The organism is Proteus sp. ZN5 (assembly GCF_011046025.1).
Lineage (GTDB): Bacteria > Pseudomonadota > Gammaproteobacteria > Enterobacterales > Enterobacteriaceae > Proteus.
The window spans coordinates 4,265,372-4,278,364 of the sequence record NZ_CP047639.1 but is presented as its reverse complement, the minus strand read 5'-3'; the positions used below and the strand labels follow the sequence as shown (position 1 = coordinate 4,278,364).

Annotated in this window: 9 protein-coding genes; 7 read left to right on the top strand and 2 right to left on the bottom strand. The window is 41.0% G+C overall.

What is annotated here, in order from left to right:
* Positions 1-74: 74 nt before the first annotated feature.
* On the top strand, positions 75-977 hold the full coding sequence (locus GTK47_RS19610; RefSeq protein ID WP_165126373.1) for a LysR family transcriptional regulator: 903 nt from the start codon (positions 75-77) through the stop codon (positions 975-977).
* On the opposite strand, the gene narL is transcribed toward GTK47_RS19610, so the two are convergent.
* A complete protein-coding gene (narL, locus tag GTK47_RS19605) occupies positions 974-1,627 on the bottom strand; it encodes a two-component system response regulator NarL (protein ID WP_082239485.1) in 654 nt (217 codons plus the stop codon). The two genes, GTK47_RS19610 and narL, sit on opposite strands and share 4 nt — an antisense overlap.
* A gap of 25 nt (positions 1,628-1,652) precedes the next feature.
* Positions 1,653-3,458 (bottom strand): nitrate/nitrite two-component system sensor histidine kinase NarX, encoded by a 1,806-nt coding sequence (gene narX, locus GTK47_RS19600; protein ID WP_165126370.1) that lies wholly within the window; start codon positions 3,456-3,458, stop codon positions 1,653-1,655.
* A 297-nt stretch (positions 3,459-3,755) separates the two neighbouring features.
* Here narX and GTK47_RS19595 point away from each other — a divergent pair, with 297 nt between their 5' ends.
* The 6 genes from GTK47_RS19595 (at position 3,756) to ycaC (ending at position 12,917) form a co-directional block, all read left to right on the top strand.
* Positions 3,756-5,150: a NarK family nitrate/nitrite MFS transporter gene (locus GTK47_RS19595; protein ID WP_165126367.1), complete on the top strand. Its 1,395-nt coding sequence runs from the start codon at positions 3,756-3,758 to the stop codon at positions 5,148-5,150.
* A gap of 52 nt (positions 5,151-5,202) precedes the next feature.
* Positions 5,203-8,964 carry a nitrate reductase subunit alpha gene (locus GTK47_RS19590; protein WP_165126364.1) on the top strand — a complete coding sequence of 1,254 codons (3,762 nt, stop codon included), beginning with the start codon at positions 5,203-5,205 and terminating at the stop codon, positions 8,962-8,964.
* Positions 8,964-10,517: a nitrate reductase subunit beta gene (narH, locus tag GTK47_RS19585; RefSeq protein WP_088493882.1), complete on the top strand. Its 1,554-nt coding sequence runs from the start codon at positions 8,964-8,966 to the stop codon at positions 10,515-10,517. Before GTK47_RS19590 ends, narH begins: the two co-directional genes overlap by 1 nt.
* Positions 10,517-11,242, top strand: coding sequence for a nitrate reductase molybdenum cofactor assembly chaperone (gene narJ, locus GTK47_RS19580; protein ID WP_165126361.1), 726 nt, complete (start codon positions 10,517-10,519; stop codon positions 11,240-11,242). Before narH ends, narJ begins: the two co-directional genes overlap by 1 nt.
* Positions 11,239-11,916: a respiratory nitrate reductase subunit gamma gene (gene narI, locus GTK47_RS19575; protein ID WP_109395376.1), complete on the top strand. Its 678-nt coding sequence runs from the start codon at positions 11,239-11,241 to the stop codon at positions 11,914-11,916. The genes narJ and narI overlap by 4 nt, the downstream gene beginning before the upstream one ends.
* A 377-nt stretch (positions 11,917-12,293) precedes the next feature.
* Positions 12,294-12,917, top strand: coding sequence for an isochorismate family cysteine hydrolase YcaC (gene ycaC / locus GTK47_RS19570; RefSeq protein ID WP_165126358.1), 624 nt, complete (start codon positions 12,294-12,296; stop codon positions 12,915-12,917).
* Positions 12,918-12,993: the final 76 nt, after the last annotated feature.

Here is a 12,993-nt window from a genome sequence, read left to right as displayed (position 1 = left end):
ATCGTAAGATAAATCAGCAAGAATGATAGAAAAAGTTAGCTAGTATCAATTTGACTGAAACATCAGGAGTGAACATGCAGTTCTCAAGTGAACATATTGCGATATTTTTAGCAGTGATGGATAAGGGATCTTTCTCTGCGGCTGCACGTTCATTAAAACGCGTTCCATCAGCAGTCAGCATGGCGATTGCTAATATGGAAGCTGAATTAGGTTATGCACTTTTTGAGCGTTCATCACGGGAGCCTCAGCCAACTGAAAAAGCCAAAGCACTTGAACCTCATGCCAGAATGATCGCAGAGCAATTAAAATTATTACAAGTGCATGCACAAGAGCTTTCGATGGATCTCGAAAGTGTCTTAAATATTGGTGTTGCGGCTGATATTAATCCTGATTATCTATTACCTGCGTTATCAGAATTAACGCAACGTTATCCATTACTTAATGTGAATGTGATAACCGCTGCACAAGATGACATTATTGAGATGTTACATGCACATAAAATTCAATTGAGCCTAGTTTATGGCGGCTTGTATGTGAATGGTGATGAGCAGTTTCAATATCTTGGCTCTGAGTCATTGGTTGCAACAATATCAGCAAGCCATATTGCATTAGCGCACCCTGCAAGTGTGTTTATTGAGGATCTTGTAAATGTTCGCCAAATTATGATCGCAAGTCACACCAAAGAGTTAAGAGATGAGCGCTCATTAGTGGCGACGAATTATTGGCAAACAGATAGCTTTCAAATGGCATTAGGTATGGTTGAAGCAGGAATGGGATGGGGTAATTTACCGTATTCGCTGATTTATACCCAATTGCAAAAAGGCAAATTAAAACAGCTTCAGTTTAAGAATACGAAAAATGAGTTACGACTGCCTATTCATGCGATGTGGCTAAAAGGGGAGTCGTTACAGAAAGGGGCGAAAGAGTTAGTTGAGCTGATGAGTACCCACCAGCCCATCGTACCTAACTTTAATTAATCGACACGTTGTTGATGAACCCAAACAGCAACTTCAACACGAGATTTTAGCTTCATTTTTTTCAGTAGATGTTTTACATGCACTTTGACCGTACTTTCTGTGATATCAAGCTTACGAGCGATCATTTTATTTGATAGCCCTTGTGCTATCAGTTTTAAAATATCGCGTTCACGTGGGGTGAGTTGTTCAATATCACGCTCACCTTCAGAGCGATCTTCACGTAATGATTCGGCTAAAATAGGGGTTAACGCAGGGCTGACGACCATTTTTCCGGCAGCTGCCTGTTTTAGAGCCGCCAGTAATTCTTCAGGCTCCATATCTTTCAGAAGATAACCATCTGCACCACGTTTTAACGCTGTGACTAAGTCATCACTATAATTTGATACACTAAAAACAACGATCCGACCTGATAACGACTTTAATCGCAGTTGATCGAGCGTTTCAAAACCATTCATGCCTGGCATATTTAGATCCAGCAGAATTAAATCAGGATCTAATTCTTCAGCTAACTTCACACCTTGAATACCATCTCCCGCTTCCCCAACGACAGTTAGTGTTGTATCAAGACTTAAAAGTTGTTTTACACCATTGCGTAGCATCGGGTGATCATCAATGAGTAAAATTGTCGCTTTTTCTGTGGGGGATCCCATATTATTCATTACGACTTGCTCCAATTTAGACAGGGTCTTTATGAGTAGTTATTAATGGAAATTTAACAAACACTTGAGTACCGCCCTGTTCGCGTACTTTTATAGTATAAGAACCATTTAAGCTATTTGCGCGTTCACGCATAATAATAAGGCCATAATGATTTAATTTTTCAGGATTAGGACTAATTCCTTCACCATTATCATTAATTTTTAGTTCGACCATGCCATTATTTAGAGATAAAGAGACTTCAGCCCAATTGGCATTGGCATGTTGCAAAATATTATTTAAGGCTTCACGGACGATTTGAACAACGTGAATACTTTGGTGCGAGTTCACACATTTTGCGGGCAATTGATAGTCAAAATTAATAGGAAAACCAAGGCGCTGATTAAATTCAGTCAGTGTACCTTCCAAGGCTGCAAGCAATCCCGGTTCAGTGAGTTTTAAGCGAAATGTGGTTAACAATTCTCTTAATTGGCGATAAGCCACATTAAGCTCTTCTCGCATCTCTTTTAGTAGCTTTTGGCAATTGTCCGGTAAGGTTTCTGACTGCATCTGCAAATAGCTAACTTGCATTTTTAAACAAGAAAGCGATTGAGCAATAGAGTCATGTAATTCGCGTGCGATTGCTGAACGCTCATCCATTAACAAAAGCTGCTGCTGTTGCTCGTTTTGCTGTTCCATTGCCAGCATTGCTGAGATCTGTTTTGTCAGTAATAGCATTAAATTATTCTGTTCGTCCGTCAGGGCGGTGTGTTCAGGTAATTGCATAACAAATAATCCATAGCGATGGATTTGATCTGCTAGTTCCCAATGCAATAGTTCACTGCGTAGTGGAACGGTGGCTGAAGCGGTTTCATCACAGCGTTCACATTGTAGATCTGGGCAATGTTCAGGGCGTGGTTGAGGTTCTAAACTGATCTCATTAAAGAGTGTGTGATGATTATCTTCATATAACCGTATCTGTAAATAAGCATCAGGAATGATTTGTTGAAGCTCAAATAATATCTGTTTTAATCGGGCACAAAGTGGCGCAGGAGAGTGTAATTGTTGGCTAGAGTGATAGAGATAAGAGAGTACTTTATTTTTTTGTTGTAAGTCGTGTGTTTTTTCAATCACTCTTTTTTCTAATTCGCTATACAGCGTAGAGAGCTCTTCTGACATGGTATTAAGTGCAATACCCAATGTGGCAATTTCATCATGGTGTGTACGCTGGTGGAAACGGGCTGAAAAATTACCATGACCAATCGAATTTGCCATCGCCATAAGTTGTTGCCAAGGGTGCAATAAACGGCGGCGGAAATGCCAAACAGAGCCAAACAGCAATAGCAGTGTAAGCGCTGTGAAAATAAGCTGGGTATAAGCCACCAGCCTGATTTTTTGCTCTGTAAGTTGATCGATACTTAATACTAATTTATCTAACTGTGAAACAAAAAAGGCAACCTCTTGTTTGGCTTCATCGCGTTGTTGCGCATAAAGCAAGGTTGGCTTTAGGGTATCTTTCCAGTAAGTATTTAATTGAGCATATTGTGATTGTAGCGATCCATTGCTTAGGACTTGACGTAACTCACCACTGTCTAAGTCGGTTTCTAACTCGTGAAGATAATAACGATGTTGCTCATCTAGAGGTAAAGCAGATAGCAAGCGATAGCTTTGCATCCGTAGCGATCCAGATTTATTAATCGCATGAGCATTACCTTGTACACTCAAAATAATATGGTTAGAAATCGCCATCCCCACCACACCCAATAGAGTGAAAAGTAACATTAATATCGCTATCTGATTAATAATTGAAAAACGGTAGTGCCATTGGATTTTATGTGTACTCATCGTTATTTTTCCAAATTTATTCTGGCGCTATATTGCCTTAAAAAGGCATCAAATGTCATATACCACTAAAGTGTTACCTCTAAATATCTGATGGGGGTAATTTCACTTCTAAATTATAGTGTTTTTAATTTAACTTATTAATTTAAAATAAAAAATTAAGGATAATCCTATTAATACTTAGGTGTAAATAACGACTTTAGCTTAAAAATCAAACAAATCTTTGCTTGATACAGATCATGACTAATTAACAATTCTAATCGTACAAAGGTGCCAATCTAACCGTTAATCGAGGTTGTTATGGCACTCACTCAACACCCAGAAAAAATGAGAAAAGGGGTGATCGAAGATTGGCATCCTGAAGATAAAGTTTTTTGGGAAAAGACTGGTCAAAAGATCGCTTCACGCAATTTATGGATTTCTGTTCCTTGTTTACTTTTATCGTTCTGTGTATGGATGCTTTTTAGTGCAGTTGCAGTAAATTTGAACAAAGTAGGTTTTAACTTTACCACAGATCAGTTATTTATGCTGACTGCACTGCCTTCAGTCTCTGGTGCTATTTTACGCGTTCCTTATTCTTTTGTTATTCCTATTTTTGGCGGTCGTCGCTGGACAGCAATTAGTACCGTCTTTCTCATCATTCCTTGTATCTGGCTTGGTTTTGCCGTGCAAGACACCACAACGTCTTACGCAACCTTTATTGTGATTTCATTGCTATGCGGTTTTGCAGGTGCAAACTTTGCTTCCAGTATGGCAAACATCAGCTTTTTCTTCCCTAAAGCACGTCAAGGTGGTGCATTAGGATTAAATGGCGGATTAGGCAATCTGGGTGTCAGTGTTATGCAATTGGTTGCGCCATTAGTGATTGGTGTTGGCGTATTTGCTATGTTTAGTGGCCCCGGTGTTGTTCAGCCTGATGGTTCACGTTTATGGCTAGAAAATGCGGCATGGGTTTGGGTTCCTTTCTTACTTATTCTGACCTTTTCGGCTTGGTTTGGCATGAACGATCTGGCAGCTAACAAAGCCTCTTTAAGCCAGCAATTACCTGTTTTAAAACGTGGTCACCTCTGGTTGTTAAGTATTTTATACCTGTGTTCTTTTGGTTCATTTATCGGTTTTTCAGCGGGTTTTGCGATGTTATCTAAAACCCAATTCCCAGATATCGTCATTCTACATTATGCGTTCTTTGGACCTTTATTAGGTGCTTTAGCTCGCCCTGTAGGTGGTGCTTTATCGGATAAATTTGGTGGTATTAGAGTCACACTGATCAACTTTATCATTATGGCAATTTTCTCTGCTCTGCTTTTCTTAACACTGCCTGTAAATGGCGCTGGTGGCTCATTTATCGCCTTCTTCGGTGTCTTTATGGTGTTGTTTTTAACCGCCGGTTTAGGAAGTGGTTCTACATTCCAAATGATTGCTGTGGTGTTTAGAAAAATCACAGTCGATCGCATGAAAGCACAAGGTGCCTCAGACGAAGTCGCTCAAAAAGAATCAGTAACAGAAAGTGCAGCAGCACTTGGTTTTATCTCTGCTATTGGTGCAATTGGCGGCTTCTTTATTCCTAAAGCCTTCGGTACATCACTGGCTATGACTGGCTCTCCTGCCGGTGCAATGAAAATCTTTGTTCTATTTTATATCGCCTGCGTCTTGATCACTTGGTTGGTCTATGGACGTAAACACAATAAACAATAATGACGAATTATACGCAATGTGAGAGCGCTCGCGCGCATTGGGAGAGTATCTGATGAGTAAGTTTCTCGATAGATTCCGCTATTTTAAGCAGCTTGGTGATACCTTTTCAAAGGATCATGGTCAAGAGCTGAATGTTAACCGCGATTGGGAAGATGGTTACCGTAGTCGTTGGCAACATGACAAAATTGTTCGTTCTACTCACGGTGTAAACTGTACCGGCTCTTGTAGCTGGAAAATTTACGTCAAAAATGGGTTAGTAACTTGGGAAACTCAACAAACGGATTACCCACGTACACGTCCGGATTTACCGGATCATGAACCTCGTGGTTGTCCTCGTGGTGCAAGCTATTCATGGTATTTATATAGCGCGAACCGCGTTAAATACCCAATGGTACGTAAACGCTTAATTAAACTATGGCGCGAAGCAAAGGCACAACATAGCGATCCTGTTGATGCATGGGCTTCTATTGTTAGTTCGCCAGAAAAAACTAAAAGCTATAAGCAAGCGCGTGGGCGTGGTGGTTTTGTTCGCTCTTCATGGTCTGAAGTGAATGAAATCATTGCGGCTTCTAACGTGTTTACTGCCAAAGAGTTTGGTCCTGATCGTATTATTGGTTTCTCGCCAATTCCTGCTATGTCGATGGTCTCATATGCTGCGGGTGCACGTTATTTATCTCTGATTGGTGGCGCATGCTTAAGTTTCTACGATTGGTATTGCGATTTACCACCTGCATCGCCAATGACTTGGGGTGAGCAAACCGACGTTCCTGAATCAGCAGACTGGTATAACTCTTCTTACCTGATTGCATGGGGTTCTAACGTACCGCAAACACGTACTCCAGATGCCCACTTCTTTACAGAAGTTCGTTATAAAGGGACTAAAACCGTTGCGGTAACACCTGATTACGCTGAAATTGCGAAACTCTGTGACCAATGGTTAAATCCAAAACAGGGTACTGATAGCGCAATGGCGATGGCGATGGGACACGTTATTCTTAACGAATTCCACGTTAAGCGCCAAACTGAATACTTTAGTAACTATGTGCGCACTTACACTGATATGCCAATGTTGGTGATGTTAGATAAACATGATTCTGGCAAGTTAGTTGCAGGTCGTATGTTGCGTGCTTCTGATTTAGTGAACAATCTGGATCAAGAGAAAAATCCAGAGTGGAAAACCGTTGCTATTGATGAAAAAACACAGCAATTGGTTGCTCCTCAAGGCTCTATGGGCTTTCGCTGGGAAGGTGCTGCTAAATGGAACCTTGAGCCTAAAGACGGCAAAAGTGGCGAAGATGTCACTTTACAATTAGGTCTTTTAGATAACCACGATGATATTGTTGATGTAGCATTTCCTTACTTTGGTGGCATTAAGAGTGAATACTTTGAAGGTGTTGCTCTTGATGATGTGATTGTTCATAAACTTCCTGCGAAGCGCATTACACTTGCGAACGGCGAAGAGAAATACATCACAACAGTCTATGATTTATTGTTAGCTAACTACGGTGTAGATCGTGGTTTAAATGATGAAAACTGTGCATCAAACTACGATGAAATCAAAGCATACTCACCAGCATGGGCTGAAAAAGTGACAGGCGTAGGTCGCCAAGATATCGCTCGTATTGCACGTGAATTTGCGGATAACGCAGAAAAAACACACGGTCGTTCGATGGTGATTGTGGGAGCCGGTATTAACCACTGGTACCACATGGATATGACTTACCGTGGCATTATCAATATGCTGATTTTCTGTGGTTGCGTCGGTCAAAGTGGTGGTGGCTGGGCACACTATGTTGGACAAGAGAAACTGCGTCCACAAACTGGTTGGTTGCCATTAGCCTTTGGTCTTGACTGGCAACGTCCACCTCGTCATATGAACAGCACGTCATTCTTCTATAACCACTCAAGTCAGTGGCGTTATGAAACCGTATCCCCAACAGAGTTGTTATCACCATTAGCGGATAAATCACGCTTTAGTGGTAGCTTGGTTGATATGAACGTGCGCTCAGAGCGTATGGGGTGGTTACCATCTGCGCCTCAATTAAACTTAAATCCGCTGTCTATTGCGAAAAAAGCCAAAGAGGCAGGCGTTAGTGCCGCTGATTACACCGTTAATGCATTGAAATCAGGTGAAATTCGTTTTGCTTCAGAGCAACCTGATAATCCACAAAACTTCCCACGTAATTTATTTATCTGGCGCTCTAACTTATTAGGTTCGGCGGGTAAAGGACATGAGTATTTACTGAAATACTTGCTGGGAACCGAAAACGGATTACAAGGTAAAGATTTAGGCGAGCAAGGCCAAGTTAAGCCACAAGAAGTGGAATGGCAAGATAAAGGCGGTGAAGGTAAAGTTGATTTAGTGGTGACTTTAGACTTCCGTATGTCAAGCACCTGTCTCTTCTCCGATATCGTTTTACCAACCGCAACATGGTATGAAAAAGACGATATGAATACGTCGGATATGCATCCCTTTATTCACCCATTAACGGCAGCCGTTGATCCTGCTTGGGAGTCTAAAACAGACTGGGAGATCTATAAAGGTATCGCTAAAACCTTCTCTAAATTGTGTGTAGGTCATTTAGGGGTTGAAACTGATTTAGTGACATTACCTATTCAGCATGACTCAGCTGCTGAAATGGCACAGCCTTTTGATGTGAAAGATTGGAAAAAAGGTGAATGTGATCTTATTCCAGGTAAAACAGCACCACACCTTATTCCTGTAGAGCGTGATTATCCAAATACTTATGCTCGCTTTACTTCACTTGGCCCTCTGATGGACAAATTGGGTAATGGTGGTAAAGGGATCAGCTGGAATACACAAGCAGAAGTCGATTTCCTGAAAAAACTTAATCGAGTTCGTCATGATGGTGTGGCAAAAGGACGTCCAGCGATTGAAACGGCGATTGATGCAGCTGAAGTTATCCTTTCTTTAGCACCTGAAACCAACGGTCAAGTGGCTGTAAAAGCGTGGGATGCATTAAGTAAAGTGACAGGACGCGATCACACTCATTTAGCCAAAGTGAAAGAAGACGAGAAAATTCGTTTCCGCGATATCGTTGCTCAACCTCGTAAGATTATCTCAAGCCCAACATGGTCTGGTCTTGAAGATGAGCATGTCTCTTATAACGCCTGTTATACCAACGTTCACGAGATGATCCCTTGGCGTACTTTAAGTGGTCGCCAGCAGTTGTATCAAGATCACGAGTGGATGCGTGCTTATGGTGAAAGCTTAGTGGTCTATCGTCCACCGATTGATACCAAAGCCATTGATGCGGTTAAAGGTAAAAAACCAAATGGTTTCCCTGAAAAGGCACTGAACTTCCTGACTCCTCACCAAAAATGGGGTATTCACTCAACGTATAGCGATAACTTACTCATGTTAACGCTAGGTCGCGGTGGCCCTGTGGTTTGGCTAAGTGAAGATGATGCCAAAGAGATGGGAATTAGCGATAACGATTGGGTTGAAGCATACAACAGTAATGGTGCGTTAACGGCGAGAGCGATTGTCAGCCAACGTATTCCTGATGGCATGATTTACATGTATCACGCACAAGAGCGCCAAATAAATCTCCCTGGCTCTGAAATAACAGGAATGCGTGGTGGTATTCACAACTCTGTGACACGAGTTTGCCCTAAACCAACGCATATGATTGGTGGATACGCTCAATTGGCTTATAGCTTTAACTATTACGGCACTGTGGGCTCTAACCGTGATGAGTTTGTTGTGGTGCGTAAAATGAAACAGATTGATTGGCTTGATGGTGAAGGTGATGCTTATCAACAGACCCTGAATGGACAGGAGAAGGCATAATGAAAATTCGTTCACAAGTCGGTATGGTACTGAACCTCGACAAATGTATCGGTTGCCATACCTGTTCAGTAACCTGTAAAAATGTTTGGACCAGTCGCGAAGGTGTTGAATACGCATGGTTTAATAACGTTGAAACCAAACCGGGTACAGGGTATCCCCAAAATTGGGAAGACCAAGAGAAGTGGAAAGGTGGCTGGATCAAAAATATCAAAGGTAAATTAGTACCAAGAATGGGTAACCGTGTTGGTCTATTATCTAAAATTTTTGCCAACCCTGATGTTCCTGCATTAGACGATTACTATGAGCCTTTTGATTATGACTACGAGCATTTAAAAAATGCCCCAGAAGGCTCGTTACCGACAGCACGCCCTCGTTCTCTGATCACCGGTCAGCGCATGACCAAAATCGAAAAAGGCCCAAACTGGGAAGACGATTTAGGTGGTGAATTTAGTAAACGTGCGGCGGACAAAAACTTCGCCAACATGCAAAAAGAGATGTATGGGCAGTTTGAAAATACATTCATGATGTATTTACCACGCTTATGTGAACATTGCTTAAATCCTGCTTGCGTTGCGACATGCCCAAGTGGTGCGATTTATAAACGTGCTGAAGATGGCATCGTGCTTATCGACCAAGATAAGTGCCGTGGATGGCGCATGTGTTTAACAGGATGTCCATACAAAAAAATCTACTTCAACTGGAAAAGCGGTAAGTCAGAAAAATGTATTTTCTGTTATCCACGAATTGAAGCTGGTCAGCCAACACTGTGCTCAGAAACTTGTGTAGGACGTATTCGTTATCTGGGTGTGATGTTGTATGACGCAGATAAAATCTCACAAGCTGCCAGTGCGGATAATGAAAAAGATTTATACCAAAGCCAGTTAGATATCTTCTTAGATCCGTTCGATCCTGAAGTTATCAAAGCCGCTGAAGAGCAAGGTATTCCGTTAAGTGTGATTGATGCAGCACAACGTTCACCTGTCTATAAAATGGCAGTGGATTGGAAGCTGGCATTACCACTGCACCCTGAATATCGCACCTTACCTATGGTTTGGTATGTGCCACCTTTGTCACCAATTCAATCTGCTGCTGATGCGGGTGTGTTACCGCATACTGGTGTACTGCCTGATGTAGAAAGCTTACGTATTCCTGTTCAGTATTTAGCTAACTTACTGACAGCGGGCGACACGGCACCTGTGTTATTAGCACTAAAACGAATGCTCGCGATGCGTCATTACAAACGTGCTGAAACTGTAGAAGGAAAAACAGACTTAAGTGCATTAGAACAAGTCGGTTTGACCGAAGCGCAAGCACAAGAGATGTATCGTTATCTGGCTATTGCAAATTATGAAGATCGCTTTGTTATTCCATCGAGTCATCGCGAACTCGCAAGAGAAGCTTTCCCTGAACGTAATGGTTGTGGTTTTAGCTTTGGTGACGGTTGTCATGGTAGTGATAGCAAATTTAATTTGTTTAATAGTCATCGTATTGATGCGATTGATATCACATCAAGAACACCTCAGGATGAACGTCGTTCAGAGGAGAAAATATAATGATCTCTCTGAAAGTGATTTCCCATCTCTTAGATTATCCCACACAAGAACTGTGGGATAACCGAGGCGAACTTATCGATGCATTACAGGAAGCCGATGAGCTTCCTGTGACTCAAGTTGCTAAATTAATGGCATTTATTCATACCTTAATGCAACAAGAGTTGTTAGATGCGCAATCCAATTACAGCGAACTGTTTGATAGAGGTCGAGCGCGATCACTGTTGTTATTTGAACACGTTCATGGTGAGTCTCGCGATCGTGGTCAGGCAATGGTTGATCTGCTCAATCAATATCAACAAGCAGGGATCACTTTAAGTAGTCGTGAACTTCCTGACTATTTGCCTACTTACCTTGAGTACTTAACACTTTTACCTATAACCGAGTGTATTGAAGGGCTAAATAATATTGCGCCTATTTTGGCTCTATTAGGTGAACGTTTAAAACAACGAGGCAGTGATTATCACGCTCTCTTTGATGTGTTGCTTTGTCTCTCGCAAAGTGGATTAGAAGCATCACAACTTACCGCTCAAGTAGAAAAAGAGCCTTTAGATGATACACCTGCTGCATTAGATGCTGTGTGGGAAGAAGAACAAGTGACGTTTCTTGGAGAAGGTACGCAGTGTGGTAGTGGCAAGATCAGCCAACATCAGCGTCGTTTTGCACAAGAGACCGCAGTTCAATATCTCAACGTGGAGAATTCGTTGGATACGGGAGCACAAAAATGAATTACATCAATATGTTATTTTTTGATATCTATCCCTATATTGCTGGTGCCGTTTTTATTATCGGTAGCTGGTTACGTTACGACTATGGTCAATATACATGGCGTGCTGGCTCTAGCCAGATGTTAGACAAGAAAAATATGCGCCTTGCCTCCAACTTATTCCATGTGGGGATCCTCGGTATTTTTGCTGGTCACTTTCTGGGGATGTTAACACCACATTGGATGTATGAATCTTTCTTACCGATTGAATATAAGCAAATTATGGCGATGGTCGGTGGTGGTACTTGTGGCGTATTAATGCTGGTAGGAGGCGTAATGCTATTAAAACGCCGTTTAACCAACCCACGAGTTAGAGCCACATCTTCATTTGGTGACATCATGATTTTAACGCTACTGGTTATTCAAGTTGCGTTAGGTCTGCTGACTATTCCATTCTCGGCCCAACATATGGACGGTAGCGAAATGATGAAGCTGGTGGCATGGGCACAATCTATTGTGACATTCCACGGTGGTGCTTCAGCAAACCTTGAAGGTGTTGCATTGGTCTTTAAATTGCACATTTTCTTAGGAATGACAATTTTCTTATTATTCCCATTCTGCCGATTAGTCCATATTTGGAGCGTGCCAATTGAGTATTTAACTCGCCGCTATCAAATTGTGCGTAATCGTCATTAATGAATACCCATCTCCTGATAGTAAGTTAGAGACCTTTTAGTTGCGCTTATCTCACCCCCGCCCGCGGGGGTTTTTTTATCTTTTTTTCCTCTCCCTAAAACATCAACAAAATTTTTGAATAGTTAAAACAATAATCTTTAGATTCATTTAAGAATTATTGCACTTATAATTCTTTTCAACGAAATGAATAAATTTATATAAACAAATAAACAGTTAATTAAATATCGTGATATTTAATTATATTTAAATTTCAAATCGATTATTTATTATTAATAAATACATTGAAATGTGAATTTAAAAGGATCTGAATATTGTCATATAAATTTGGTGCTATTATTTAATTTAGTCTTACCTCTATTATCCTATCGGAGATTATTATGAGCTTTAAATATCATCGTATCGATAAAAATAATGCTGCTGTTCTATTGGTAGACCATCAAGCTGGATTACTTTCTTTAGTCAGAGATATCGAGCCTGATAAATTTAATAATAATGTATTAGCATTAGCTAATGCCGCTAAATACTTTAATTTACCTACCATTTTAACGACTTCTTTTGAAGATGGCCCTAATGGCCCTTTAATGCCTCAACTTGTCGAAATGTTCCCAGATGCTCCTTATATTGCTCGCCCAGGTCAAATCAACGCATGGGATAATGAAGATTTCGTAAAAGCGGTTAAAGCGACGGGTAAAAAACAACTGATTATTGCTGGTATAGTTACTGAAGTGTGTGTCGCATTCCCTGCATTATCAGCACTTGAAGAAGGTTTTGAAGTCTTTGTGGTAACGGATGCTTCAGGTACTTTCAATGCCATTGCTCGTGACTCTGCGTGGGATAGAATGTCAAAAGCAGGGGCACAATTAATTAACTGGTTTGGTTTAGCTTGTGAGTTACACCGTGATTGGCGTAATGATGTTGAAGGATTAGGTGCGCTATTTGCTAACCATATTCCAGACTATCGTAATCTTATGACAAGCTATAATACTTTAACAAAAAAGTAAGCGGTTAATTTAAGTTTTACCTAAAAATAAGGCTTATATTATTTTTCGATAAAGTTAATTTAATAGAAGTTCATAT

Excerpts from the sequence above, each read along its gene's own strand:
- GTK47_RS19610 (WP_165126373.1), top strand. The coding sequence starts at position 75 with ATGCAGTTCTCAAGTGAACATATTGCGATATTTTTAGCAGTGATGGAT.
- narL (WP_082239485.1), bottom strand. The coding sequence starts at position 1,627 with ATGGGATCCCCCACAGAAAAAGCGACAATTTTACTCATTGATGATCAC.
- narX (WP_165126370.1), bottom strand. The coding sequence starts at position 3,458 with ATGAGTACACATAAAATCCAATGGCACTACCGTTTTTCAATTATTAAT.
- GTK47_RS19595 (WP_165126367.1), top strand. The coding sequence starts at position 3,756 with ATGGCACTCACTCAACACCCAGAAAAAATGAGAAAAGGGGTGATCGAA.
- GTK47_RS19590 (WP_165126364.1), top strand. The coding sequence starts at position 5,203 with ATGAGTAAGTTTCTCGATAGATTCCGCTATTTTAAGCAGCTTGGTGAT.
- narH (WP_088493882.1), top strand. The coding sequence starts at position 8,964 with ATGAAAATTCGTTCACAAGTCGGTATGGTACTGAACCTCGACAAATGT.
- narJ (WP_165126361.1), top strand. The coding sequence starts at position 10,517 with ATGATCTCTCTGAAAGTGATTTCCCATCTCTTAGATTATCCCACACAA.
- narI (WP_109395376.1), top strand. The coding sequence starts at position 11,239 with ATGAATTACATCAATATGTTATTTTTTGATATCTATCCCTATATTGCT.
- ycaC (WP_165126358.1), top strand. The coding sequence starts at position 12,294 with ATGAGCTTTAAATATCATCGTATCGATAAAAATAATGCTGCTGTTCTA.